Raw genomic sequence first — 25938 nt, 5'->3', positions numbered from 1 at the left:
CCGGGGCATTTATTGCAACCTGCGGAGGCAGGTTTTGTCTGTGTAGCCGCGATTTCAATCGCCGGGGCATTTATTGCAACCTGCGGAGGCAGGTTTTGTCTGTGTAGCCGCGATTTCAATCGCCGGGGCATTTATTGCCGCGATTTCAATCGCCGAGGCCTTTCGCCAAATATTTTTCGCAATATGTCTTATATTCCACAAGGTTTGATTATGAACGAACCAACGCAAATCAAAAATCCCAGCATCACTCTCTATCCTTTTCACCTGCGAAATGACGGAGACGAAGGCTACCAAAAACCAGCGAAAAATGCCGAAGATATCTGGCAAACCCTAGCAGATAATGTCGGCGACAAATTCAATTTCCCTGAACTCAAATTCATCCGAGAACAGCTAATATGCTACAAAGACGGACAGTATCATCCAGCGGGCGAAGATGGGAATTTGAGCGACCAAAAACTGCTACTCAATGGCAAAATTTTAAGATTTCAGCCGCTTACTTTGTCCGATAATCTCAAACTATACGGCTCGATTGACGCAAAACGAATTCACGATACCTACGCCGCAGATTTGACTTTTTACTATAATAATGCTACCATTCAAGTAGCAGATTTAAAGGAATTTAATCCCCAAGGTTGCCTGCTGCCGAATCAAATTCAAGCATCCATCGGACAAACATTATTGCTGTATGCAGAACCTGTTGGGTTCTATGATAATGATGGTTTTCGCGCGCTGGCTGAGGAATGCGTGCGGGCCTTTGTCGGAGAGGGAATCGCACCGGAATTGAAGTTAACTGTCGAAGGAAAGTTGTTTGGTAGCCCGGTTTTTGAATATGAGAATTATGCCAAACAGTGTCATATTTTAGTCTGGTTGCAACAGCATCCCGATACTTTGAAGTCGCTAACATCAAATTTTAACTATTATTTGATCAATTTACTGTGTGCTCGCAGTAAAGTCTTGTTTGTATACAATCAGGCTAGGGAAAGTTATGGCATTGGACAACAAATATCGAGCAAGTTAGAAAAGTTACTGCCAGAATTTACTAAAATTGAAGCGGAAGCAAATCGAGAAATTAAACTCACGGATTTAAAGAATTTGTTGGCTGCAATCAGCAGTCTAGTCTTTGAATATGCTCAGGAATTGCGACATTTGCGAGAATTCAGTATTACGATTGATATTAATGCCGAAAATTATGCCCAAAATTATGCTAAAATTAAACCATTGTCCATTGCTGGCGATGATTTGCAGTTTTTGCATAAGTTTCAAGATTTATCCGATCGCAAATATCAAATTCAAATCCAAAAATATTTAAACTACCTGATTGCCAATCAAGATTTGTTCCAGCAGACAATTTCCAGAATCAGCAGCATGGTGGCAATCGAACAGGTGGAATTGGACGCGGAACAGGCAAAAAGCGATAAAAATAGCGATCGCCAACTTGAGAATATCATCTTTTTTGTCGGAACTGCGATCGGTGGCGGACAAATCTTTTCAGCCGCCTATCCCCTAATCAAGGATACACCCATTAAATGGCAACCCAATTTGTCCCTCCCGCTTCATCCCTTCACCGCCACGATTATCGGGAGTTTGGCTTTCGGTTTAACATTCGGCTTGTTGATATTGGGTATCCTGCTGCTGGTAAGAAAAAGATTTTCTAGGTAGCGGCGGATTCACCTTGTTTAATTCTAAATGTAGCTGCTAGCTTGACGGGTGAACATCGAGCAGTAAATTCCGTTTGATGCGATCAATTCGTCGTGGGTTCCGATTTCGGCTATTTTACCATTTTCCATCACGGCGATGCGATCGGCAATTTTGGCCAATCCCAATCTGTGGCTGATCACAATCGTTGTTTTCCCGACGGCGATTTGCCGGAATATGCTGTAAATTTCGTGTTCTGTCTTCGGATCGAGGGCGGCGGTTGGTTCGTCAAAAATTAGGACTTCGGCTGTAGAAAGCCGCATGAGGGCGCGGGCGATCGCAATTCTTTGCCACTGTCCCCCGGATAAGTCGATACCGTCTTCTAATTGTTTCCCCAAGGGCGTTTCTAAACCTTGCTCTAAACTGTTGACTTTGGCTGCGATTCCTGATTCAAAAATGGCTGCGTTAATGGCGGTGTCATCCGACAGCGAAAGCAAGTCGCCGAAACCGACGTTTTCTCGCACAGTCGAGGGGAAACGGGCGTAATCTTGCATGACTACTGCGATGCGCGATCGCACGTATGCTAGAGAGTACGATCGCAAATCTTGACCGTTCCAGGCGATCGTACCACTTGTCGGGTCGTACAGGCGGCCGAGGAGTTTGCCGAGAGTCGTTTTACCCGCGCCATTTTCACCGACAAGCACTAGCATTTCCCCCGGATTAACCGTTAAGTTGATATCTGTAACTGTGTTTTTAGTGCTACCGGGATAGCAAAAAGATAAATCCTTAATCTCGATGCCAATTTTATCTTTTCTCACCTCAACATCTTGGCTGCTATCCGGCAAGTTTGGCAAGCGAGATGCTACATTTACCCGCGGAGACTGCAATTCTGGCTTCAGATCCAACAGTTGAAAAACAGGACTGACACCGAGGCTAATATCGTACAAATTAGTGTAACTATTAATCAATAATTCTAAACTGTTTTCTACTTGGACAATCAAACCAGAATATAGCGCTAAATCTCCCAAAGTATAGCGTCCTTCCAAAGCTCCCATTACTACATAAACAAAGGGCAAAGCTACTCCCACCCTACTAAATATCGACCATAATAGTACAATAATTGATGCTTTTTTTCGGATTGCCTGCATTTCACTAAAAAACTGCACGAACTGACTTTGCCAGCGTTTGAGCCAAAGTTCCTGCAACCCAAATAAACGCAATTCTTTAGCGTATTCTTCCCCAGTTAATACTAGGGCTGACAAGTTCATTTCGCGACTAATTTTAGCTTGCTTTTTTTGAACTCTCCAGATGATTCTGGTATATTTTCTTTCGATGTAAATTGAGGGAATTGATGCAATTAACATCAACACTGGCACCCACCAAGCTATAGCAGCAGCAAGGCTGACAGATGGAATGAAAATAAAAATTCCCGTGATTGTCATGCTGATGCTGAATGCTAGTTGCTGTATTTTGGATACTCCGGTTTTTGCAAGTTCTACAATATTTAATAGTTCCGGGTTTTCAAACAGGGCGATATCGTCGAAGTTGGCGACTTTTTCGAGAACTTTTCCTTCAACTGCGCCTTGAAGGCGATCGCGCAAAGATGTTACAGTAAAGGAACTCATGGTTTCGATGGAATCGCTGACTAATTTGAGAGTTAAGACTCCGGCAACACTCCACAGCAATATTGGATGATCCAGCATCAAAGTTAAGGGCTGTGCTGTTTGGGTTCGCGACAGCAACCGAGAGACTTCATCAATGATTAATTTATTTAAAAATAGCACGCCAGATGGAGCAGCACCGCGAATGATGTTGAGTATTATTAAGTTGCGGAGTTCTATTGGTGCGGCTTTGATTATTAGGCCCAGGCTGCGCCGCAAAGCTTGGAATGTGGTAATTTGGATGGGCTGCATAGTTTGTGGGTTAGTGTCGGGTCTACTCATCCCCGGACGGTATATTATAATAGTAGTTATTAACTGTTTGCCCAGCCTTGACAGGGCGCAATATTTGAAAATATAAGACTGAGATAATGCAATTTAAAAAGTCTTGTGAATTTAATTGTACTAAAAAACTATCCTTGAAAAGTAGGGTGATTGACGATAAAATAGAACATAAGTCTCTAGCATCTCAAGCGATACGCTTTTTTTTGAGTCAAATAAAAAACCTAACTCATCCTGTATAGTCTTTGCTTCAGAGTTTGGCAAGCGGGAATCAATGTGCAATCGTTCTTTAATTGTTAAGTCTGGTACGTTAATTCGTCGCGGTGGTTTCCAATCAATGTTACTAAGTTCCCATTTGTCTATATTTGTTTTAGCAAAGAAACCTTGCTTTTCATTTCGCTCAAGTATGATTCCTGTAACTGTAAGCATTTGTTGTCCGTCATCATACGAAAAAGCGGTTAGAGGTTGAAAATATATATCATTTTGCCCCAGCATTGCTAAATTAGCAGCATACTTTAATACTAGGTGTAGCGCCTCTGGGAAACTCTTTTCTGTCATCATATTTTCTTTGACTTCGGCGGCAGGAAAAATTTCTCCTAACACTGCTTTTAGGTGGCTTATTCTTTCTTTTGGTAGATCCGAAGGCTTCATACTTTGCTTTAATGGCAGGTAGGATGCTGCATGAGAATTTACAGTAATTTTGATAATATCAAGTAGCTCCAGCTTGCTAATAGTAGCCTGAAATTCCTCTATTTGCTTTCGCAATTCCTTGGGTTTCATGTAATCTAGCCAAATAATAGTTTCTTGTGTTCTCTGAAATTCATCTATAAATTGACTGCTGGATTGTAGAAGGCAATCAATACAATTATGCGGCTGGTTAAATTTTTGTCGATTATAGACATCTGCATCTTCTTCGATTGAGAGCATATTGCCTAGTCCGAATCTCGAATGTATGTATTTGAAATCTTCCAGAGAATGTCCGCCGAAGCCTATGTATTTATACTGAGAAATACTAGAGGATCTATCTATTTTTGAAAGTAATTCTAGAAACGCATATCGATCGATCGCCTTGTTAGCCCTTAAATGATAAGGAATTGATCCACCACTCATTGCATAGCCTCTCTTAAAACTTTTTCAAAGCATTCATTTCCCACATCTGAAGGTTCACAAGCTGAGCCTTCAAACAAATACTCAGCAACTATGTTTATCTCCTTTACAGGTCTAGAAAATCTTATAATTTTTTTGCTTACTTCGCCATTCTGAGGCTCTGGCACAGGTAAAGAAGGAAGATACTTTCTTTCAGATTTAGACGTTTTATTTTTAACCTTAGTCCACTTGTCATCTGGAATCCTTGCAAACAGCTCACTTGGAGCAACAAGTTGAGCTTTTTCTGCTCTCTGCTTTTCTTCAACATGATTTCCTTTCCACTTGTTAGTATATGAAGTAAAGGTCTTAAGCCCTTCACGCATAAAATCTTTGACATATAGGTAGATATCAGAAGAAGCGTCTATACCCCTTTTAGTGGTCGTAATGGGCAACTTTCTTGCATCTGGACTGCGAAAGTATACAACTCCTGAAATTGCAATAAATTGAGGATGGTAGCTAGGAACTTTCTCTTCTCCCCAACCTGTTAAACGAGTCTTGTCACAATACAGTACCACACGGTCATTGCAAACAATAGTCCAACCTGCTGTTTCGCTAGTCCTCCTATTACCTGCCATTTCTTCATCTACTTCTTCCTCACTAGCTGTAGGTCTATAAAACCCAATTGCTAGTTTAATCTCAACTCCATCTTTCTCCATTTCATAAAGATATGGTGCAATATTTTGCCCATCTATCTGATTTGCGCCATCCCATAGAAGTTTCAAAGGCTCCGGAGTTACTTTTACTTCGTTGATCGAAACGGTGAAACCTTTGTGAATTATATAGCTGTAATAATGAGAAATTTTGCTTACTAGAGAATTATGTAAGATAGATTGCGGTGATGAAAAAGCATTGATAATGCTCGGATGTAAGTCAGTTATTTTGATTAATGTCCCATTTTCGTTTAAATCTGGTTCAATTAATTCAAAGGGTAAATCCCAATTCATATCATCCGTTAACCAGTCAGGATAAATAGTAACTTTAAAAGAATCTTTTTCGGTTTTTGATATTACTTCACTTGCTCTTCCCATTTTGAAAATAGATCTTTTCATCCCAATCCCATAAGTCCCAATCGTATAAAGATCATTATCGACATTATTATTAGGTCTTCCCATCCTAAAAGCATAATCCTGGGCTACATCTCTTGGTATACCGCCGCAATTATCCTTTATTGTGAAGCTTTCACTTGAAAAATTTAATTTTGCCCAAAATTTTTCATAAGGATTGTCGGAAGGAGGAGAATTTTTAATAGTTCGTTGTATCCCATCAATACAATTATCTAAAAGATCAAGAATAGCATCTTCTAGCTCAATATCACGAGTAAGCATATCTACAAAAAAGCTTTTTGTAGGTGATGCCTTTACTATTGACGATTTTTGATCATTCTCTGATGCCATCTCTAGTCCTTTATTCTATCTGTTTATGTATATAATCTAACCACACAGGAATCACAGGCTCACCAGATTTTAAGGAGACGATCGCCCTTGACCTATCAAATTATACCCGATGATGCGATCGCCCTTTCCATCTCAAATCCTACCAAAACGAGCGATCGCCCTGAATAAATCCCACTCTAGCATAAACCATGCGAGCGAAAATCATCCAAATATCAAGCGCCGCACCGTACCATCATCGGTAAATCGCTGTTCCCCAATCCCAACAACTTCTACCGTAACTTCGCGCTCTAAAATAGCAAACTCCCCCTCCCGCGCGGCAATTTCAACGATGATTTTATCCCCTTCCAAATACACTTTGTAATTAGTCGTAGCCCAGACACCTTGTTCATGCTCAAAACTGTGTCCGTCATCCTCATAAAGCGTCCATTCACCAGTTCCCGGCCAAATTCGCATTTTTAAGGAATCGATCGCCTCTTCGCTCACAAATTGACGCAGGGGCGCGAGCGCAATTATCCCCCCGCCCCGCACATAAAGCGGCATTCTTTCCAAAGGTGCATCAGCCAAAATGTGAGTCGGGCCGTGATAGCATTCCCCAGTCCACCAATCAAACCAAGTCCCCTCCGGCAAATATACGGCGCGATGCTCAACTCCAGGCCGGTAAACGGGTGCAGCCATCAGCGACGGGCCAAGCAATACTTGATCGTAAAGGTGATAAGTTGCCCGATCGCGCGGAAAGTGATACAGTAGCGGTCGCAAAATCGGCGTTCCCGCCGTCGCAGCTTCCCAAAACAAGGTGTAAATGTAGGGCAACAACTGATAGCGCAAATTGATATATTCGCGGCAAATCTGCTCAGTGCGATCGCCAAAAACCCACGGTTCGTGCTGCGCCGTACTCATGGCAGAATGACCGCGCATCAAGGGATACAGCATCCCCACCTGCATCCACCGCGCGAACATTTCGGCGGTTGCATTCCCCGCAAAACCGCCGATGTCGCAACCCACAAACGCCACGCCGGAAAGTCCCATGTTGCAAAGCATCGGTAAGGACATTTCTAAGTGCTCCCACTGCGATTGATTGTCGCCCATCCACACGGAAGAGTAACGCTGTACCCCCGCAAATCCCGATCGCGTTAGCACAAAAGATCGATCGCCCTTTCGGACTTTTCGCAACCCATCCGCACAAGCTTTCGCCATCATCAAACCGTACAAATTGTGCGTTTCGGCGTGAGTCGCGCGATCGCCCTCCGGGCCCTGCGGCGCATCCAAGGGAAACCAAATGTGTTCGCCGCCGTCACCAAAAGGCCGTTCCGCGATCGCAGGTTCGTTCATGTCGTTCCAAATCCCCGCAATTCCAATGTCTGTCAGGGTTTTGTGCAACTCGCCCCACCATTCGCGCACCTCCGGTTTCATGAAGTCTGGAAACACCGATTTATCCGGCCAAACGTAACCGTGGAAAAGCTTTCCTTCGGCGGTGCGGACGAAATAGTCGTTTTCCACACCGCGATCGAATATTTCATAATTTGCTTCCGGTTCGTATTTGACACCGGGATCGACAATCGTCACCACCTTAAAACCGGCTGCTTGCAAGTCTGCGATCAGTTTCGCGGGATCGGGAAAACGTTCAGGGCTCCAGGTAAAAACGCGGTAGCCGCGCATATAGTCGATGTCGAGGTGGATCACATCGCAGGGAATCGCCCGATCGCGAAATTCCCTCGCCAACTCCCGCACAATGTCCTCGGATTCGTAGCTCCAGCGGCATTGGTGGTATCCTAACGCCCATTTTGGCGGCATTGGCATCCGCCCGGTTAACTGCGTGTAGGTGGCTAAAATTTGGGCGGGTTCGGGGCCGTAGATGATGTAGTAGTCGAGCTCCGGGCCTCTGGTTTCCATCCGCAAAACACCCGGTTTTTCCGCGCCGATGTCGAATTGACTCCAGAATGTGGTGTTGAAGAAAATGCCGTAGGCGCGATCGGGATTTAGGGCGATGTAAAATGCGATCGCCTGGTACATTTCATCTGTCTGCGAATTGTAGTCGAGGGCGTCGGTTGTCCAGTTTGTCTTGACTTCCGAGAGTTTGTCGAGAAAGCCGGTGCGTTGGCCAAAACCGTAGAAGTGCTCCTCTGCTTCGATGCGTTTCCAGCCTGCGGTTGCACCCGCGCGCCATCCCATCGCGCGATCGCAGTCGCTAGCAAAGGGTTTTCCCGATTTGTCAAAGCATTCGACTCTTGGGCGATCGCGCTTGACAGAAATTAATATTTGTGATGTTTCTATTTCGATTTTTTCGTCGGTTTCTCGCACTTCAAACGGTACAATTTCCCACTCTTCGTCAGGAAGAGTTACTGAGTGCGATCGATTGTTGAATTCGCCCATCGGGGACATTCGCACTCGGACTAAATTCGGTGCGAGGATGCTGATATTTAGGGAAGTTTCGCCGCAGTTGAAGTGAATTGTGCGATCATCAATTTTATTGATCGATTGTACGGAGTCGATCGTTGACCAAGGCTGTTCTGTGGTTTGGAGTTTTCCGAAGTATTGCGGCATGGTAGTTTTAGGTTTTGCTTTCTAACTATGATGGCAGTGTAGATGTAAAAATCCGCTCTCTCTTAGGTTAGAAGCGGTAATGGCAAATGCCACAAACAGCTCGATTTCTTGTGATACTAACAACCTGTATGAGGAAAATATTTATGACCGCTTTGCGCCTCGGTAGTACCAGATTCGGGAACGTCCGGTTGCCGATCAATAATCATTTCTAACTCGGAAATAACTGCGATCGCAACTTCTGCTTCGCTCCCGTAGAGTTTTTGGGGAATTTGAAACTTATCGGAAATATCTTGATCGGCTAGGGGGAAAGATTCGATTTTAGCGGCAGTTTCTAGCTGCTGGAGGCATTTTTGTAAGTCCGCTGCGTGTCGCACTTTGATATCGTTTGACAGTTGACAGTTGACAGTTGACAGTTGACAGCTTGAGGGCGACCTCTACCTAGAAGGAAGAGGATTGGAGTAATGAATAGTCTGATTTTAATTTCTCCCCGATCAGGGTTCCGGCTTTAAACCAATTCTTTATGGTAAATCCTGGCCGCGATGGACGACGAAATAATTGAAGAAACCTCAAGTCATGGTTAAGGGTTTAATTTTTGCGGTGGGCTTCTAGCCGGAACGGGCTGTCCGGTTGATTCCACAATACCTGATTTTTTAGTTGCACAGGCAAGAAAGCCTGCGTTATAATTTATTCCGAATTATCCAAAATTTCAGATTAAACCTGCTCTTTTGCAGGCGGAACCAAACCAGTTTTATTCAAACCTGCATCAATCTCCCTCAGCAATTTAAAATCATCTTCCGGTAAAGCATTAACAGGCGAGTGTTTTTCCAGAAACGAGAATGCTTGCCGAAATTCGCGCGGCTTGCAGTCGATCGCACTATCGAAGTGACAAGGTACAATCCTGTCAAAGTCCCAACTCGCGACTCGATCCACCCAATCGAGAGTTTTCCTCGGCGCGCGGTTGAGAATCAAAGTCTGCAACACTGGCGCTACCAACAACCGCCCTCCACCTCGCAAAGCCTCGAACGATCGCACCCAATCTGTTTTCCACTTGAACGGATACAACCCGAAATAAGCTTTCTTAGAGCGTTCTGGCGCTTTGAGGGCGCTGGCTAACACTCCTGACCACGGCGGCACTTCCAGCACGCTGGGGCGAAAATACATGGCAAATAAGGCGATTCTCTGCCATCCTTTGCACCGATTTTCGTGGGTATCTGCCACCACGTCGGAGGCGCAGTCTTTGGCGTGAAATAGCAGCGGGTAGGAGTCTAATTGGACGATCGCGGGCGGGTTTTCGGGAATGGAAACGACGGAATCTGTTAACATCAGTGTGCGCGATCGCCTGTGAAATAAGGCAACTTCCGCAAAGAAACCTAAACCGAGGTCGATCGGGCCCAGGATTGCCCAGTCAAATTCATCTGCTAACGGCGTGTTGCTGCTGTCAGAAGGCAGTACAGACGTGCGTTTGGCGGGCAAACCCAGCCAACTCAGCGGCAAATTCACGGGGAAACTCCACTGCTGCGGGGCGACAAACACCTGGGCTTGGGGAAAACACCTCGCAAAGGGGCCGACAAATACCTTGTGCTCGATGCCCGAAACCGTTGTCAGCAAGATATACTTAACTTCGCCGTGCTCTGCAACTAACTCGTTTACTAAGCGGATGCACTCAGGAGTCGGTGCCACGGGGGCGTAGACGAGAAGGCCTTGGGATTCTAGTTTAATTACTGTCATCCGAATCGGGACAATTACATAGAAAATGCCTTGTAGTTGGTCAAAAGTCCAGATTGTGTCCTTGACTATTTCCTTGCGGATGGTGCGCCGCCTGCTGTATGGATAGATTGGGACGATGGGCCAAAAGGGCCATGAGTAGTCCCGATGGTCAATCTGTGCTGATGTTGGTGTGCCTTCGCCCTCTGTCACTCCGAGACTCCTTGCCGATTTTTTGTACGTGCGTGCGATCGAACTTTTGTTATCTTATTTCAATCTTGTGGCGCAGATTAGCGATCCTCTTCGAGGGCTTCGCTAACGGGCTTTTGAAATACTCAAGCAAGAATTACCTATGGGGGTGAGAAACCCGGTTTCTACGAGTTTTGGGTTTATTAACGAGAAATATGGGAATAAACCGGGTTTTTGAGGTCAAAGTGCGATCGAGCTTATCAAACCAACTGTTCAGGATCGATACCTAATTCCCGCAACCGCGCCGCCAGTCTTTCCTCTCGCTGTTGAGATGCTAGAACTTGCTGTTGAGATGCTATCAGTTGCTGTTGATATTCTATCAGTTGCCGTTCCGCCGCCGTCGCCCTTTCACCCGGACTCAAAATCAACCTTCCTTCCGCCGTAAACCACCGCAACCACAAACGATTCATACTCTTATAAGTACCTTGCCACCAACCTAAACTCAACTGCAACTCAGGAATAAATAAGCGTCCATCCATTAATTGTGCAGGTTCATAGTGACCACCTACAAGATGAAAAGCTCGCAATTCATCCGTATAGCGACTGAACACAAAATAGTAAGGAATCCGCAAAATTTGTTCATAAACTTGCCACTTAGTCGGCGGTTCCCCAGCTTGCTGAACAGTTCGCCCCAAATCTTCATCCTCAGTTCCCGGCGATAGCAATTCCACCACCACAAACGGATTTACCCGTTCTTGCCAAACTACATAACTCAACCGCATATCGCGCCCTTGATAAAGCCTGGGCACACCCACCGCAGCAAACCAATCCGGGCGTTTATGCCAGCGCGGCTCTGTTGCATCGTAATATAAATTTAAGTCACTGGCTGTAAATACTTGCTCGGCATCCCATCCAGGCGGCAAAAACGTGAATTCCAAGAGTTGCGGCTGATCTAAATGAAATGTATCAGGCAAACCGGGCTCCTTTGGGTCTTCGCTAGGTAAATCATACATTGTTGGCAAACTCTGCCGCGGGTCGAGAGGCGGTTCAGCTTGAGCAGGCGGGTAAGTCGGGAATGTCATAATGAATTCTGAGGTTGCTTATCCTGATATGATTATAGCCTTGTGAGAATGTCTTGCATTGCCAAAGAATTCTCATTAACTCTCAATCTCAGATCTCAAATCAAAACTTCTAAATCGATATGACTCAAAACTATCGCATCACTCTTTTACCAGGAGACGGCATCGGCCCTGAAATTATCGCTGTGGCGGTAGATGTCCTGAAACTTGTCGGCACACAATTGGACATCGGCTTTGAATTTCAAACAGCTTTAATGGGCGGCGCTGCTATTGATGCCACAGGCAATCCGCTACCAGAAGAAACTCTGGAAAAATGCCGCAACAGCGATGCCATATTATTAGCAGCCATCGGCGGTTACAAGTGGGACAATTTGCCCCGCGAACAACGCCCGGAAACGGGATTATTAGGACTGCGCGCCGGATTGGGATTGTTCGCAAATTTGCGTCCTGCGACTATTTTACCCCAATTAGTTGATGCTTCTAGTTTGAAACGGGAAGTTGTCGAAGGCGTGGATATTATGGTAATCCGTGAACTCACAGGCGGCATTTATTTCGGCAAACCCAAAGGTATTTTTGAGACGGAAACAGGCGAAAAGCGCGGTGTCAACACGATGGCTTACACCGACTCTGAAATTGACCGCATCGGGCGCGTGGCTTTTGAGACTGCCAGGAAGCGCGGGAAAAGGCTGTGTTCCGTGGATAAGGCGAATGTTTTGGACGTTTCGCAACTGTGGCGCGATCGCATAATTGCCCTTTCTTCAGAATACCCTGATGTTGAACTTTCTCACCTCTACGTTGACAACGCAGCCATGCAGTTAATTCGCTGGCCGAAACAGTTCGATACGATTGTCACCGGCAATTTATTCGGCGACATTCTTTCCGATGCGGCGGCGATGCTAACTGGTAGTATTGGAATGCTGCCTTCTGCTAGTTTGGGAGCAAATGGGCCAGGAGTTTTCGAGCCCGTGCACGGTTCGGCACCGGATATCGCCGGACAAGATAAAGCTAATCCCATCGCCCAAGTTTTAAGCGCCGCCATGATGCTGCGCTACGGCTTAAATCAGCCAGAAGCTGCTGATAAAATTGAGCAAGCAGTTATCGAAGTTTTGGATCTAGGTTATCGCACTGGCGATATTATGTCGGAAGGCATGAAAATGGTCGGTTGTCGAGCGATGGGCGATGCTTTAATTGAAGTTTTGCAAAGTTGATCTAATTGGCTCGTAGGGGCGGGTTCACCAACCATATATGCCGAAAATCCATCATTTCGTAAACCCGCCCCCACCCATCAAAAATAAAAATGTACCATTAATTAATTGGATAAAATGTTGATGTAAATCAGCGAAGAAGGGCGGGTTTATGAGATTGTTTGTGGGTTTCATAGATATCGATGAACCCGCCCCTACAGGAATTGGGGTTTAACCTTCCGCTGTCAACATATTAAATTGCTCGCTATCAATGCGATTTGCTTGATACAAAATTTGAGCTATTTCCGAAAGTGCTAGCACAGAATGTGCACGATAACCATTAGCTTGTAATTTATCTTTGACACCCTGTTCATGGTCAATCAAAACCACAATATCTTCCACATTCAATCCCGCAGATTTTAACTTGCCCGCACCTTCCATCACACTCTTACCGCTAATCAAAATATCATCGACTACGACAATAGTTTCTCCAGCTTGAAAATGCCCCTCAATTAACTTACCCGCGCCGTAATTTTTCACTTCCTTGCGCGGGAAAATCATCGGGCGTTCCATCCGCAATGCTAAACCGGTTGCTGTGGGTAAAGAACCGTAGGGAATTCCCGCAATGCGATCGAATTTTAAATCCTTGAGAATGTCTGCATAAGCGCTGACAATCTGATGGAAAATTTGCGGAATAGAAATGATTTTGCGTAAGTCGATGTAATATGGAAATACGGCGCCCGATGCTTGTACGTGGTCGCCAAAAACTACGCAGCCGATGTCATAAAGTTGCAAGATTAAATCGCGGTTAGGTTCCGGTTGCAAAAAGCAAACATCGGGCAACCACAATTCGCAAGTGGGACTTCCTGCGATCGCGCGCAGCCTCTCTTTATTGATATTATCCCGTAATTTCTCAATTTCTTGGCGCGCATCTTTCCCCGCCAATAAACTTGGGGGGACTGGCAGCAATAAACCTTCACCATTCTTGCTTAAACCGGCCGCCAGCAGTTGTGTGAGGTCGTTTTCTTCTGTGATATCATTTTCTTCGGCGATGTCTCCTTCGACTAAAATTAACCGTTCTGGAGCAGTTTTGCGGATGCGGGCCAACATATCCGGCATTACTCCTACTTCTAAACCAACTTTTTCAGGAGTTCCCCAAGTTTTAGAAATGCGGACTAATTGCAAGTAGAAAGGGTTTTCTGGTGTTGGGTATTCTTGGAAAATGGCGGCGGAGGGATTGGCAGTGGCGCACAGGACAAAAACTGTTTTGCCGGGATATAATAAAAATGGCGCTACTTGATCGAATCCGGCATAGGGACTTAAAGTCACAGCGTCAACTTGCCAATCTTCAAATACGGTTTGGGCAAATACTGTACTGGTGTTTAAATCGCAGTGTTTGGCATCTAAAATTACTGGAATGTGAGGAGGAATAATTGTTAAAATTTGTTGCAGCAATTCCAGGCCGGGAATGCCGAGAGATTGATAAAAACCGAGGGTGATTTTGCAGGCACAAATTAAATCGGCTGTTTGGTCGATCGCACTTTTGAGCCTTTTCAACAAATCAGTGACAAAACTTTGAGTTTCCTCAGCCGTCATCGAAACCAGCGGGGGCAAGGTTTCTGGGTCGGGGTCGAGGGCTAAATAAAGCAGACTTTGATTACCTTCAACAGCCGCTAACAGTTTATCAAAAAAGTTGGTGCGATCGCTCATAGTTGGTTTGGTAGGTAACGAAAATTACAAATTTGCATCTGAAAGTGGGATTGGTGTTGTGCCGGAAAAACCCGATCCCCGTTGAAGTTTCAATTAAGAATCTTTTCTAATTGTAGAAGGTAAAGACCATGAAATCTGTAACTTTAGGAGCAGTTTCATTTGGACTGATATTCGGGTTGGCTACAGTGGTGATTGCAGCGAACCCCCAGCAAATCAACCAGTTGTTGCAAACTAACCAATGTCCGGGATGCGATTTGAGAAGCATTCCCCTGCTGCAAGCGAGTTTAGCAAATGCCAATTTGCAAGGGGCAGATTTGAGAGGTGCAAATCTTCGCGAAGCTAATTTATCCGGGGCAAATTTGAGCAGGGCTGCCCTCGGCGGGGCTTCTTTGCGGCAAGCTAATTTAGCAGGCGCTGATTTGACTGAAGCTAATTTAATCGGGGCAGATTTGACGGGGGCGAATTTGGATAATGCTCAAGTGAAAGGGGCTACTTGGATTGACGGTAGTATTAAATAAGCTGTACTGTATTTAAATTTAACTTTTGGGCGGGCTAGAAGCCCACCCCACAAGAGTTAAAATAAAATCAGTGTAGAATAAATAGAAGCAGAAGCTAAAGCAATATTGGCTTGAAAATGTGGACAGTAAGTAAATCCATCTAATTAAACGTGAAATACGGATAGCTAAAAAGCTTGCTGTGTATGTCTTTTACCTCCTTATTCCTTATTCCTTATTCCTTCTTCTTAATGAATGATAAATTCGATCGACTTTTCGACTTGGGACGAGTTGCTACAACGCTACGTTGACGATTTTGGTCGCGTCAATTACAAAGGCTGGAAAGCTGAGGGGGCGGAGGTTTTGAGGGCGTGGCTGGAAAGTTTGGCTGATGTGGATTTGGCGGATTGTACAGATGCGGATGCGCGACTGGCGTTGTGGCTGAATGCGTACAATGCGATCGCAATTTCTCAAGTTCTGGAAGTATATCCGATCGCGTCGATCCGTCCCAAAGTTTTGGGAATTCCCAACTGGCTGAGTTTTTTGGATTTTTTCACTCGTTCAAATTCGATTATTGGCGGCAAAAAGTACAGTCTCAATCAAATCGAACACGCAATTTTGCGGCCGGAATTTGCGGAACCGCGCATCCATTTTGCATTAGTTTGCGCTTCAGTCGGGTGCCCGCTGCTGCGCCGGGGGGCTTATTTCCCGGAGTCGGTACGGACTCAACTAGAAGCGGATGCGAGCCGTTTTATTCACAATCCTAATAAGGTGCGATATGATGCCGAGAAAAAGACGCTTTATTTGAGCAAGATTTTTAAGTGGTACGAGGAGGATTTTGTAAAGGCGGCGGGTTCGGTGGCTGAGTATGTGGGCGGTTATTTGGGGCCGGAGGCGGCTGTGGGTGATGGATGGGCGATCGTTTTTTTGCCTTATGACTGGAATTTGAATCGGGTTGATGGATAAAATTTGCGCCTAGGGATAGGTGTTTTTTTGAGGGGGTAATTTTTTTAGTCTGTCGTTACCCCTTCAAATTGCCAGATTCAACAGGGCGATCTGATGACTCCGAGGCAACGGGGCGATCGACTCTCACGGCTGGCACGGTTGCACGGCTGGCACTGGCAAGCTGGCAATTAGTGGGTTTATTTATGCTTAATTTCAATACTTTTAACATACATAAGAACATACTTGTTAATTAAAATTAAACCCACCACAATTATAATGCAGCGGATTTTGTCTAATGTTTTATTAGCGATAAAGGCTATTGGATATTACGATTAATTCTTTGGAATGGTGTGACATAACTTTTATTAGCTCTGACCCAGCAGCGAGTGCTACTCATAGAATGACTACCTATCCATATCCAAGGTTTTCCCCGTCTGTCAAGAAAAATTCCTACAGCTTCAAATCTTTCACCAGTTGGCATAATGCTATCAACAGGTAAATCTATCATATCTATTAGGTTAGTTTGATTAGTCCTATTTTGACACCGAACATTCAAACCTTCAGGATCTACGACTTCCCAAACAAAAGGCATTACTCCACTATTTCCGTTAACAATTTGGTAGTCTCCATTTTTGTCAGCCGCCGGATATGGCAAGGGGTTTTGAACTTGGAGCAATGGGGTAGCGATGCTTTCATCAGAAAAAGAAGGTATAAAAACTCCAGCACTGAATATTAGACCAATCACAAGATTTTTGAACATAAGATTGTCTGTCAACTCATAAATTCTATTTACATATAGTTGTATCGTAGTTGCGATAAGTTTGCACAGATATCCAGTAGTAGACGTTTGAAGCTCTAAATTAGAAAATTACTCTATCCTGATTTAGTGGCGCTGCTTTCACGTCTTAGGCTGGGAAATATGAAGTCCGCGCCTAGAATTCAAAAGGATTACGCCTATGTTAGGGTAAAAGAAATACAGTATCAGCTTTATGCAACTGGCTCTTGTTAACAATGATCGTGTTGAAGCTTCCCCCGGTACTCGGGGGTTATGTCCAATTTGCGGTTCTGAAATGATTGCGAAGTGTGGTCCAAGAATCCTGCATCATTGGGCACATTATCGACCAAGGAACTGTGATCCTTGGTGGGAAAATGAAACTCCCTGGCACCGAGACTGGAAAAATCTTTTCCCGATAGAATGTCGCGAAGTTTCTCACATTGCCCCTGATGGGGAAATACACAGAGCGGATATAAAAACACCGACTGGAATTGTGATTGAAGTACAGCATTCATCAATAACTGATGCTGAAAGGACTTCGCGTGAACAATTTTATCAGAACCTCGTATGGGTAGTTGACGGCTCTGGCTTCCACGAGAACTTCGGCATTTACCACAAATTGCCAACCCCCAACTCCGAAATTGCCAAAGATTTGATTTGGGACAAAAGAGAACACTCCTCCAAGCGCCGTAATTATCCTCCATTCAAGGATGATGCTAATCGTGGGTACTTCTTTCGGCTATCGGAAGCGCAAAAAGAGAACCCCACTATAACCAAGGCTGAAGTTCGATCTGGTTGGGTCCATAGTATTCGCGAGATCCAGGATCAAGTCGATCAATCCTATGAAGGTCATCACCAATACGATTGGGTGCGTCCTCGTAAAACATGGCTGGATGCTCAATGCCCAGTGTACATAGATTTTGGTTATGACTATTTAGTAAAACTCGAAATCTACGACGAATCTGGTCTTGAGTGTATTCGCTACGTGTTAAAACGCAAATTTGTTCATGATGTAATGGTAGAGACTGATGCAAGTGCAATCGCCACTTGATTCTACCCGCTGCCAAAAAACGTCTCTTAAAATAGTGATGCAGTAGACTGTTGCAATTCTTTGGTGGAGTGACAGGGATCGAGCAACTGCCCATTACGAAGATTAGACCGCTAGGTAGAATGTTTAGAGATTGCAGATACGAGCAAATACATGGGGTCGCCTCTGCAATCTTTACCCTTTCCTACGTCACACAAAAAGACATATCTTGACGTAACGGCAGTGCTTCCACGTCCTAGGCGGGGAAAATTGACTATCCCCGCCTATCTTTATTTGAGGCTCTAAATCAGGAAATGAGCGAATCCTAATGAAGTTACAACATTGTAAGCTGTAGATGGGAATCCCTCGCCTATCTACGATTAATCCTCTTTATCTAGGAGTTTTTTCACATATTCAACTAGAGTTATACTCAGTGCTGCCTTTTCTAGCTGAATACTGCTTGAAGAAGCGGGCAAGAAGTTCAACGCAGCAGTTAGAGTAATAGTAGAGATTAAGTACAGACTTTTGTTCATGGTTTAATTCTTCTAGTTTGATTGTGCAACACACTCTCCTTTCGTTTGGAAACAAGCCAAAAAAAAAGGCGCTCCTTGAGGAACGCCGGCTAAGCTTATTCTTGTATTTTGAGAGAGTATAATTGCTGGTTTGATACAGCCGTTCTTACTTTGTAGAAAACAGCAAAAGCTATATTTTTACAAGTGGTTGGCTGACTCTTAGATTATAACGTAATAAAATTGAATCTGCAATCGAGCGAGATCTGCCCCTTCTCCAAATGTTGGCTCAGGATATGGGCGTTTTCTGATGTGTAAGGGTTGCAGCCTTTAGGTAGGCTGGGAAATAGAATTTTCCCCGCCTAGATTTATTTAGCAAAGTAAGGTTGGTGATATTCTCACGTCACTATCTAAAAAGGGTGTGACTGTTAGCGAAACTTACAGGTTGCAATCAACCTAAATCCCTATCAGGGATTGAAACATGGCCTTAATCAGGTTGAGGGTGGAGATTTTCACTAATCGGTAGGTGGTTAGATGAATGCTAACCAATTAGCTATTGATCCGCCCTTAAACCTCTCCACTGAAAATCTGTTGAACAGTCAAACTTAGCTGTGGAAACATCGGAGATACGATCGCCTCCCCATCCCGAAACACCCCAACCTCAACATATTGCCCATCCTCAAGCCGCAAAACCGTCACAACTTGTTCAATTGGATCGATCGCCCAATACTCTGCAATGCCCCGCGCTGCGTACTGAGCTCGTTTGCGTTGGCGAAGCCCTCGAAGAGGATCGTAATCCCGATCCCTGCCCAGTCTACCCGGACTGACTACCTCCACAACAAACCGAGGAGGCAACATATCGAAAGTGATAGTTAGCCTGGTTGCTGTCAGCGGAATGTGTTCAGGTTCCAGAATTATCAAATCCGGGTAGCGGTTGGCCGCATCTCCAGATCGCAAAACGGCAACTTGAACCTCGCAATTATGCGTTTTAATCAGTCTAAGTGGCACTAGCCCGCTGCTAGCCAGATAGAAAAATAGATAGTTAGCAATGAAATTATTAGGTTCAGATTCAGGTGGCAAAGCGATTAACTCCCCATCAATTAACTCATAGCGTAGATCCGTCTCATTTGAGTAATTAAGGTACTCATCAAAAGTTAATTTTTTAGATTGAGCTTGTACCATAAAGTTACATTCCTTAATTTCTTCGTCCCTTTCTGCTGGGAGTTTGTTTATGTAGAAACGGTTTCAACTGCCCAACGATCTCAATCAAATCTGCTGTGCAAGTTCAGCAGGTGTCCCAGCCTCCATCGACAATCGCCCCACAAGTGACATATTAAAAACAATCACAGTTAAAATCAAATACGGTTCAGTTAAAACTGTTTATTCCTCGGAGATCCCCCTAAATCCCCCTTAAGAAGGGGGACTTTGAGTAAGTTCTTATCCCCCCCCTTAGTAGGGGCGGTGCCCCCGTGCCCGCCCTTGGCTAGGGGGGATCGGGCTTAACTGAACCGTATTGAGTTCAAATCCTCTGGAATATTAAAAATGATTTCAGATAAATTTCGGCGCGAGTTACGAGAACAAGCTAAACTCTGGCAAGCAGAAGGACTCATCGATACTTCATTGTACCAACAACTTGCCGATCGCTACCAATTCAACACACTCGAAACCGCCTCCCGCAACCGTTTCCTCAGCATTCTGATCAGTCTCGGCGGCATTCTCCTCGGTATAGGAGTCATCACCTTTGTAGCCGCAAACTGGCAAGTTTGGTCGCGAGAAGTGAGAGTTGCGCTGCTGCTAAGTCTTTTCGTAGCAGTCAATGCAGCAGGTTTCTATCTGTGGCGAATTCCCCCATCCCGAAGCCAAAGCTCAAATCCAAATATGCCCGCAACAAAAGGGCGAAACAAACTCCTAGGTGAAGGATTGTTGCTGTTAGGAGCTCTGATTTTAGGAGCAAATATGGCATTGATGGCGCAAATGTTCCACATTGGCGGTTCTTCCTACGGACTTTTCCTGGCTTGGGGAATCGGCGTGCTCGGAATGGCTTACAGTTTGCGGTTGACTTCTTTGGGTGTTTTGTCCGCACTTTTAATCGGTTTGGGCTATTGGCTTGCCGTGTTAGATTGGTCTTCCAAAGTCGAGTTTTCTTGGCTGGAAGTTTTGGTGCGACAAATGCCGATCGCAGCCAGTATAATGTTTGTGCCGCTGGCTTATTGGTGTCGATCGCGTGCTATTTTTGCCATAGGTGCGATCGCGATAATTTTCTCATTACAAGTTTCAATTGCCCAAGGAGCAGATGTCGGCTGGGGTGCAGCGATTTTTTGCGCCCTACCGCCCGCTTTGCTGTGGGGATATGACGATGCGATGTGGCCGAAGGTACACAGCAGACTGTTTCAACCTACCGCGCGCAGTTTAGCACTGCTGTTTCTCGCCGGTTTGTTTTATCTTCTTTCTTTCTACGGGCTTTGGCAAGATTCGCCGACTCCTAGGCAAACCGGGCCTGATTGGGTTTTGTTAGCAAATGTGGCTGTTTTGGGTGCTTTAGCGGTGTTTGAGTGGCTGCATTTGGGACGTTCTGAGTTCCGCCGTCCGAAACAAAAAGGAGGGGATTTTACGGCAGGTGCGATCGGCATTTTAATCCTCGCCAGCGCCTTAATACCGCTTTTTCACCTCAGTTTTACTCCCATTCCTCAAGTAGCAACTTTTCTGTTCAATGTTTTATCATTTTTACTCGCAGTTGGCTTAATCCGAGAAGGTTTAGCATTAGGAAACCGCCAGACTTTTTGGGGAGGCATGGTATTAATCACCCTGCAAATTATCAGCCGAGTCTTTGAATATAACACAGAATTGTTGCTGAAATCTTTTGTATTTGTTTTGTGCGGAATTGGAGTAATTGCTGCGGGTTTGTGGTTCGAGCGCCACTTCGCAAAAATCAACGATGAATAGAAAATATTCATCTCTCTCCTCTCTTCCTCGGCGCCCTCTGCGTTCTCTGTGGTTTAATCATTCCGAAACAACCGTAAACAATATAACCCATACCTAATATGAACATAAACAACATTGACTTATTAGTTGAAAATCCAGATACACCAAATGTGTTTCAGCTTCCCCCGGAAGCAAAACGCCTTCCCGCGTGGCGGCTGTGGGTTCCTTTGCTCCTGCAAATTGGACTAATTGCCGCAGTACCCGCCACCGCAGTTTACACTTTTGTTACTGGCAAAACTGTTGTCCTACAAACTGTACCAGTAGACCCTTACGACTTTTTGCGCGGATATTACCAAGTTTTAAGCTATGATATTTCCGATCGCACAAATCTCGAAAAACTCCCCGGCTGGAAAGATTTACCTGCGGAAAAAGTACATTGTCCGCCCGGAGTTGTTTGTGCAGAAAAAACGCACAATGTCAAGCCACAAATCAGTTTTTATGTAATCTTAGAAGCCCCAAAAGCGGCGACTAATCCCGGCCGCCCCCAAGCTTGGAAACCCGTCCGCGTCAGTCTAGAAAATCCCACCAATTTGCCCGCCAACCAAATCGCAATTAAGGGCAAATATAACAGTTGGCGGATGGAATACGGCTTAGAAACTTATTATATGCCAGAGAGCGAAAGGGAAAAAGTCAATCAGGAGATTAGCGAAGCTCAAAGGAACCAGCGGCAGTCTTTTGTCGTAGAAGTGAAGGTTGACAAAACAGGCCATGCTGTGCCTGTGAGTTTGTGGGTGCGCGATCGCAATTATCGATTTTAGCCGGTTTCGCCACCCCGTCGTGAAGCGTAGCTATCCCGCGCGTGAATCGACCTTGCAACCTGGATTTGAGTATTTTTGCTTAGAAATGGGGTATCTGGCGGGCGATCGGCATTTCCCTTGCCGACAACTCAAGAGAATCCATTAAGATAGATAAGACTTGCGTAAATCTTGCCAATTCAAGGGCGCAAGTCATGACTCTACTGGAGCTTCTCATGTTAGCCGAGCTAATCTCTGCCAGACGAATACTCAAAGCCCAACTCCTCGACTTCTTAGGACTTCCCGACAATTGCCAAGACCAAACAGATCGCATCGTCAGCACAATTGTATCAGTGCTGGAAGCAAATGCAGCCGAACAAGAAAGATTTTGGGAGACCTTCAAAAGTGAATTAGCCGTCGATCCGGTAGAATTAGAAGCAATGCTCAAGTGTTCGGCAGCAGAACGCCAGCAGTGGATCGAGCAAGGCAAGCTCCCGATCTTAGAATACCGCTCTTTCCGCAAATCTGGAATTCATTTAGAATATCCCGTTCACGACAGAAGAATCATCTTAAATCTCACACCAACCGACATAGGTAACTGGCGCAAAGAACCCAAAGGGCTGATTCAAAATAATCTCCCAAAAGCCGACCCAATCAATACAGAAAATTCCGCCCAAAACGAACAATCGCGATTAGCTTTTAGTGTAGCATGGGAAAAAATTATTGCCGACTGGAAAGAACAAGGTTCGGCGGAAATTTCAGCAACTTTCCAGTTAGCTTACTGGACTGTTTGGGCATCGCGGTGGGCAAAAGAACATCAGCTAAACAGCTTTAAAGCAATTAAATCTAACGAAATCTACGACGAAACTCGCCAGCAAGAATGGTACGAGCGCAAAAATCAAGCAGTCAAGTCACTGATTGAAATGCCCTATGCGATGCTTTACTTCTATCGTCCTCCCGGTGCTGACAAATTATATCTGGAACTGTGCGAAGACCACCAGGATATGATGAAAGATGACTACTATTGGGACAAGTGGGAGTTTTTCAATCAAAACCGCAAACAGGTAAATAGATGCCGCGAATGCGTGTACTCCGAAACCAAAGATTATTACTCGCTTTACTATCTCGAAATCAAGAGCGACAAGTTTCCCGATTTTAGCTTTTCTTTCCACACACCTTACACCATCGGCCGCAAATTTTTGCCCCATCCAGAAACGCTACCTTATGTAGACCACGTAGAACAGGATGGCATTTTTCGCTTTGGCCGCCCGCTGCTGGAACAGGAGAAAGTTATTCATACAGAAAAGGATGTATTGCTTAAGTTTGAGGCGGCTTTGGCTGAAGCGAAAAAGTTTATTTAGTCAGTTGACAGTTGATAGTTGACAGTTGATAGTTGAGAGTTGACAGTTGACAGTTGACAGTTGACAGTGGACAGTTGACAGTTGACAGTTGACAGTTGACAGTTGACAGTTGACAGTTGACAGTTGACAAGTAGAATAAGGTGCACTCACGACCTCAGAAACCGGGTTTCTTGCGATATTTCTCGTTACTAAACTCAAAAATTCGTAGAAACCCGGTTTCTTACTCACCCGCGCCGAGTTCAAAAACCGGGTTTCTGCCGATATTTATCGTTACTAAAACCAAAATTCGTAGAAACCCGGTTTCCTCCCCACGCACTCACTAATATCAACTGACAACTATCAACGATCAACTAACAACTGACAACTGTCCACTGTCAACTGTCCACTGTCAACTGACTTTTGAACTTGAATTACTTGAATACTGCCGCCAGCATAAAGTTTTGGTTGTTGACTTGCTTCGGAATTGTCAGGCTGAAATCCCACTTGGGCCAACAAACTCCCCAAGTCAGTTTCGATCAACTCCCAAGCAGTTTCAGTCTCAAACAACCACAAAAACACAGCTAACCCTGGCCAAAATAGCAGATTTGTGGGCCGATGAAAATCTACCAAAGTGAATACACCACCCGGCTTGAGTACGCGGTATACTTCTTGAAAAATTTGCCTCAACTGTACAGGCTGCATTTCGTGCATGGCGACGCTGCTGTGTACCAAATCAAAATGATTGTCGCCAAAAGGCATCGATTCGGCAAAAGCTTCTACATAATTGGCTGATGGCACATTTTTCCTGGCCCGTTGTAGCGATAATGGCGAAGCGTCAAGTCCTGTGACATCCTGGGAATATTGCACCAGAAACTGCGTAGTTTGACCGCTACCGCAACAAAGGTCTAAAATTTTAGTTTCCGCGCCCAGGGTCAAATTTTCCAAGGCTAGCTGGCGAAAACGAGCCTCGCCACCTACGCTTAAAGCAGCCAAACGCGCGATCGCATCGTAGAGCCACTGATACCGATAACTTAAATCTCTAAAAATTGTTGCCATAGTCAAAATTATGTATACCTTGCTATCGACTTAAGATATTATTAAGATATATGATAAAGAGAATTAACAGAACTAAGACAATGGGAGAACTGTAACCGCTATGGGTCGTGTGGGAGTATTGCTATTAAACTTGGGCGGGCCAGATCAAATCGAGGATGTCCGTCCTTTCCTGTTCAACTTGTTTGCTGACCCGGAAATCATTCGCATTCCGTTTCCGTGGATGCAAAAACCCCTCGCGTGGTTGATTTCGACCCTGCGGTTTCAGAAATCCCAGGAAAATTACCGCCAAATCGGGGGCGGGTCTCCTTTGCGCAGAATTACCGAAGAACAAGCCGCTTCCCTGCAAGAACTTTTGCAGTCCAAGGGACAGGATGCCAGAGTGTATGTGGGGATGCGCTACTGGCATCCTTTTACCGAAGAGGCGATCGCCAAAATTAAGCGCGATCGCATCGAACACTTGACAATCTTACCGCTGTATCCTCAATTTTCGATCAGCACCAGCGGTTCTAGCTTCCGACAGCTCGAAGAAATGTGGGGCAAAGATCCAGCCCTCAACGAGATTGAATATACCGCTATTCCTTCTTGGTATCAACGGCCTGGCTACATTCAGGCAATGTCGGAATTGATCGCCCAACAATTAGACCACAATCCAAATCCCGATCGAGTTCACATCTTTTTCAGCGCCCACGGCGTCCCCCTCAGCTATGTAGAAGAGGCTGGAGACCCCTATCAGCGAGAGATTCAAGATTGCACTCGTCTGATTATGGAACATTTGAATCGACCTAACGAACACACTCTCGCTTACCAAAGTCGGGTTGGCCCGGTGGAATGGCTCAAGCCTTACACCGAAGACGCCATTACCGAATTGGCAGAAAGTGGAGTCCAAGATTTGTTGGTAGTTCCGATTAGTTTTGTTTCCGAACACATCGAGACTCTGCAAGAAATTGACATGGAGTATCGAGAATTGGCTGAAGAATCGGGGATTGAAAATTTCTACCGAGTCCCAGCCCTAAATACTCATCCGGTGTTTATTGAGGCCTTGGCCGATTTAGTCATCGAATCTATAGAATCTCCCAGCGTTAAATTCTCTGATGTGATACGCCCTTCCAAGACAGTCAAAATGTACCCTCAAGAGCAGTGGGAGTGGGGTTTGACGACGGGGGCGGAAGTCTGGAACGGTCGTGTAGCAATGATTGGTTTTATCGCATTAGTAATCGAGTTAATTTCGGGTCAAGGCCCGTTACACTCGATCGGCTTGCTTTAAATAATAATCGGTTGTGCGATCGATCTTTAGAGCCGGTTTCAGTCCGCAATCAGTGGTGTTAACTTGAGTCTGAAATCCTTGATATCTCTGGTTTGTATCTAAGTCTAGATCCCCCCTAGCCCCCCTTAGGTCGGTGGGGACAGGAGCATTCTCAAAGTCTCCCTTCTTAAGGGGAATTTAGGGGGATATGGCAAGAGGCAACAAACGAGAAATACAAAAGGTTACAGGCGATTCTTGACATCAACAGCAGACAAACAATCTCCATACAAAACCCGCCCCGCGCGTCTAAA

General features: G+C 45.1%; 21 protein-coding genes. 9 read left to right on the top strand and 12 right to left on the bottom strand.

The window, feature by feature from the left end; all coding sequences use genetic code 11:
* The coding region (locus QUB66_RS07175) for a hypothetical protein (protein WP_332967044.1) at positions 1-1659 on the top strand (1659 nt) is incomplete at its 5' end.
* Between the two features lie 23 nt (positions 1660-1682).
* On the opposite strand, the gene QUB66_RS07170 is transcribed toward QUB66_RS07175, so the two are convergent.
* The 7 genes from QUB66_RS07170 to QUB66_RS07140 form a co-directional block, all read right to left on the bottom strand.
* A complete protein-coding gene (locus tag QUB66_RS07170) occupies positions 1683-3548 on the bottom strand; it encodes an ABC transporter ATP-binding protein (protein ID WP_332967043.1) in 1866 nt (621 codons plus the stop codon).
* Between the two features lie 150 nt (positions 3549-3698).
* Complete coding sequence (locus tag QUB66_RS07165; protein ID WP_332967040.1) at positions 3699-4685, bottom strand: O-methyltransferase; 987 nt, start codon at positions 4683-4685, stop codon at positions 3699-3701.
* Positions 4682-6115, bottom strand: coding sequence for an ATP-binding protein (locus QUB66_RS07160; RefSeq protein ID WP_332967038.1), 1434 nt, complete (start codon positions 6113-6115; stop codon positions 4682-4684). Before QUB66_RS07160 ends, QUB66_RS07165 begins: the two co-directional genes overlap by 4 nt.
* Positions 6116-6316: 201 nt before the next feature.
* A complete protein-coding gene (locus QUB66_RS07155; protein ID WP_332967036.1) occupies positions 6317-8656 on the bottom strand; it encodes a glycoside hydrolase family 31 protein in 2340 nt (779 codons plus the stop codon).
* Positions 8657-8772: 116 nt separating this feature from the next.
* Positions 8773-9030, bottom strand: a complete 258-nt coding sequence (locus QUB66_RS07150) for a hypothetical protein (RefSeq protein ID WP_332967034.1) — start codon at positions 9028-9030, stop codon at positions 8773-8775.
* A gap of 337 nt (positions 9031-9367) precedes the next feature.
* A complete protein-coding gene (locus tag QUB66_RS07145; RefSeq protein ID WP_332967032.1) occupies positions 9368-10573 on the bottom strand; it encodes a DUF4336 domain-containing protein in 1206 nt (401 codons plus the stop codon).
* A gap of 236 nt (positions 10574-10809) precedes the next feature.
* A complete protein-coding gene (locus QUB66_RS07140) occupies positions 10810-11631 on the bottom strand; it encodes a Uma2 family endonuclease (protein ID WP_265237033.1) in 822 nt (273 codons plus the stop codon).
* A 119-nt stretch (positions 11632-11750) separates the two neighbouring features.
* Here QUB66_RS07140 and leuB point away from each other — a divergent pair, with 119 nt between their 5' ends.
* On the top strand, positions 11751-12836 hold the full coding sequence (gene leuB / locus QUB66_RS07135; RefSeq protein ID WP_265237031.1) for a 3-isopropylmalate dehydrogenase: 1086 nt from the start codon (positions 11751-11753) through the stop codon (positions 12834-12836).
* A gap of 207 nt (positions 12837-13043) precedes the next feature.
* Here the strand turns inward: leuB and QUB66_RS07130 are convergent, their stop codons facing one another.
* Positions 13044-14522 (bottom strand): bifunctional orotidine-5'-phosphate decarboxylase/orotate phosphoribosyltransferase, encoded by a 1479-nt coding sequence (locus QUB66_RS07130; protein ID WP_265237030.1) that lies wholly within the window; start codon positions 14520-14522, stop codon positions 13044-13046.
* Positions 14523-14650: 128 nt separating this feature from the next.
* Here QUB66_RS07130 and QUB66_RS07125 point away from each other — a divergent pair, with 128 nt between their 5' ends.
* On the top strand, positions 14651-15040 hold the full coding sequence (locus QUB66_RS07125) for a pentapeptide repeat-containing protein (protein WP_265237028.1): 390 nt from the start codon (positions 14651-14653) through the stop codon (positions 15038-15040).
* 231 nt (positions 15041-15271) lie between these two features.
* Complete coding sequence (locus tag QUB66_RS07120) at positions 15272-15982, top strand: DUF547 domain-containing protein (RefSeq protein ID WP_265237026.1); 711 nt, start codon at positions 15272-15274, stop codon at positions 15980-15982.
* A gap of 295 nt (positions 15983-16277) precedes the next feature.
* Here the strand turns inward: QUB66_RS07120 and QUB66_RS07115 are convergent, their stop codons facing one another.
* On the bottom strand, positions 16278-16736 hold the full coding sequence (locus QUB66_RS07115; protein ID WP_265237025.1) for a hypothetical protein: 459 nt from the start codon (positions 16734-16736) through the stop codon (positions 16278-16280).
* A gap of 214 nt (positions 16737-16950) precedes the next feature.
* On the opposite strand from QUB66_RS07115, the gene QUB66_RS07110 reads away from it, so the two are divergent.
* A complete protein-coding gene (locus QUB66_RS07110; RefSeq protein WP_265237023.1) occupies positions 16951-17787 on the top strand; it encodes a competence protein CoiA in 837 nt (278 codons plus the stop codon).
* Positions 17788-18143: 356 nt separating this feature from the next.
* Here QUB66_RS07110 and QUB66_RS07105 read toward each other — a convergent pair whose 3' ends face one another.
* Positions 18144-18296 (bottom strand): hypothetical protein, encoded by a 153-nt coding sequence (locus tag QUB66_RS07105; protein WP_265237021.1) that lies wholly within the window; start codon positions 18294-18296, stop codon positions 18144-18146.
* A gap of 543 nt (positions 18297-18839) precedes the next feature.
* Entirely contained in the window at positions 18840-19454 is a 615-nt protein-coding gene (locus QUB66_RS07100; protein ID WP_332967028.1) for a Uma2 family endonuclease, read from the bottom strand.
* 360 nt (positions 19455-19814) lie between these two features.
* Between QUB66_RS07100 and QUB66_RS07095 the strand changes: the two genes are divergently transcribed.
* From QUB66_RS07095 to QUB66_RS07085, 3 genes are all read left to right on the top strand, one after another.
* A complete protein-coding gene (locus QUB66_RS07095; protein WP_332967026.1) occupies positions 19815-21215 on the top strand; it encodes a DUF2157 domain-containing protein in 1401 nt (466 codons plus the stop codon).
* A gap of 98 nt (positions 21216-21313) precedes the next feature.
* Positions 21314-22012 (top strand): GDYXXLXY domain-containing protein, encoded by a 699-nt coding sequence (locus QUB66_RS07090; protein ID WP_332967025.1) that lies wholly within the window; start codon positions 21314-21316, stop codon positions 22010-22012.
* 212 nt (positions 22013-22224) lie between these two features.
* Entirely contained in the window at positions 22225-23349 is a 1125-nt protein-coding gene (locus QUB66_RS07085) for a hypothetical protein (RefSeq protein ID WP_332967024.1), read from the top strand.
* Positions 23350-23688: 339 nt separating this feature from the next.
* On the opposite strand, the gene QUB66_RS07080 is transcribed toward QUB66_RS07085, so the two are convergent.
* The gene (locus tag QUB66_RS07080) at positions 23689-24384 is read right to left on the bottom strand and encodes a class I SAM-dependent methyltransferase (protein ID WP_265237012.1); all 696 of its coding nucleotides are present in this window, start codon (positions 24382-24384) and stop codon (positions 23689-23691) included.
* A gap of 100 nt (positions 24385-24484) precedes the next feature.
* On the opposite strand from QUB66_RS07080, the gene hemH reads away from it, so the two are divergent.
* Positions 24485-25648 carry a ferrochelatase gene (gene hemH / locus QUB66_RS07075; RefSeq protein WP_265237011.1) on the top strand — a complete coding sequence of 388 codons (1164 nt, stop codon included), beginning with the start codon at positions 24485-24487 and terminating at the stop codon, positions 25646-25648.
* Positions 25649-25938: the final 290 nt, after the last annotated feature.

Source organism: Microcoleus sp. A2-C3, from assembly GCF_036706065.1.
GTDB lineage: Bacteria > Cyanobacteriota > Cyanobacteriia > Cyanobacteriales > Microcoleaceae > Microcoleus.
This window is presented reverse-complemented; position numbering and strand designations above follow the sequence as displayed.

What these genes read in the sequence shown, in the direction of transcription:
- QUB66_RS07160 (WP_332967038.1), bottom strand. Translation starts at nt 6,115, where the DNA reads ATGGCATCAGAGAATGATCAAAAATCGTCAATAGTAAAGGCATCACCT.
- leuB (WP_265237031.1), top strand. Translation starts at nt 11,751, where the DNA reads ATGACTCAAAACTATCGCATCACTCTTTTACCAGGAGACGGCATCGGC.
- QUB66_RS07105 (WP_265237021.1), bottom strand. Translation starts at nt 18,296, where the DNA reads ATGAACAAAAGTCTGTACTTAATCTCTACTATTACTCTAACTGCTGCG.
- QUB66_RS07090 (WP_332967025.1), top strand. Translation starts at nt 21,314, where the DNA reads ATGAACATAAACAACATTGACTTATTAGTTGAAAATCCAGATACACCA.
- QUB66_RS07095 (WP_332967026.1), top strand. Translation starts at nt 19,815, where the DNA reads ATGATTTCAGATAAATTTCGGCGCGAGTTACGAGAACAAGCTAAACTC.
- QUB66_RS07140 (WP_265237033.1), bottom strand. Translation starts at nt 11,631, where the DNA reads ATGACATTCCCGACTTACCCGCCTGCTCAAGCTGAACCGCCTCTCGAC.
- QUB66_RS07120 (WP_265237026.1), top strand. Translation starts at nt 15,272, where the DNA reads ATGATAAATTCGATCGACTTTTCGACTTGGGACGAGTTGCTACAACGC.
- QUB66_RS07170 (WP_332967043.1), bottom strand. Translation starts at nt 3,548, where the DNA reads ATGCAGCCCATCCAAATTACCACATTCCAAGCTTTGCGGCGCAGCCTG.
- QUB66_RS07165 (WP_332967040.1), bottom strand. Translation starts at nt 4,685, where the DNA reads ATGAGTGGTGGATCAATTCCTTATCATTTAAGGGCTAACAAGGCGATC.
- QUB66_RS07085 (WP_332967024.1), top strand. Translation starts at nt 22,225, where the DNA reads ATGTTAGCCGAGCTAATCTCTGCCAGACGAATACTCAAAGCCCAACTC.
- QUB66_RS07110 (WP_265237023.1), top strand. Translation starts at nt 16,951, where the DNA reads ATGCAACTGGCTCTTGTTAACAATGATCGTGTTGAAGCTTCCCCCGGT.
- hemH (WP_265237011.1), top strand. Translation starts at nt 24,485, where the DNA reads ATGGGTCGTGTGGGAGTATTGCTATTAAACTTGGGCGGGCCAGATCAA.
- QUB66_RS07125 (WP_265237028.1), top strand. Translation starts at nt 14,651, where the DNA reads ATGAAATCTGTAACTTTAGGAGCAGTTTCATTTGGACTGATATTCGGG.
- QUB66_RS07100 (WP_332967028.1), bottom strand. Translation starts at nt 19,454, where the DNA reads ATGGTACAAGCTCAATCTAAAAAATTAACTTTTGATGAGTACCTTAAT.
- QUB66_RS07130 (WP_265237030.1), bottom strand. Translation starts at nt 14,522, where the DNA reads ATGAGCGATCGCACCAACTTTTTTGATAAACTGTTAGCGGCTGTTGAA.
- QUB66_RS07080 (WP_265237012.1), bottom strand. Translation starts at nt 24,384, where the DNA reads ATGGCAACAATTTTTAGAGATTTAAGTTATCGGTATCAGTGGCTCTAC.
- QUB66_RS07155 (WP_332967036.1), bottom strand. Translation starts at nt 8,656, where the DNA reads ATGCCGCAATACTTCGGAAAACTCCAAACCACAGAACAGCCTTGGTCA.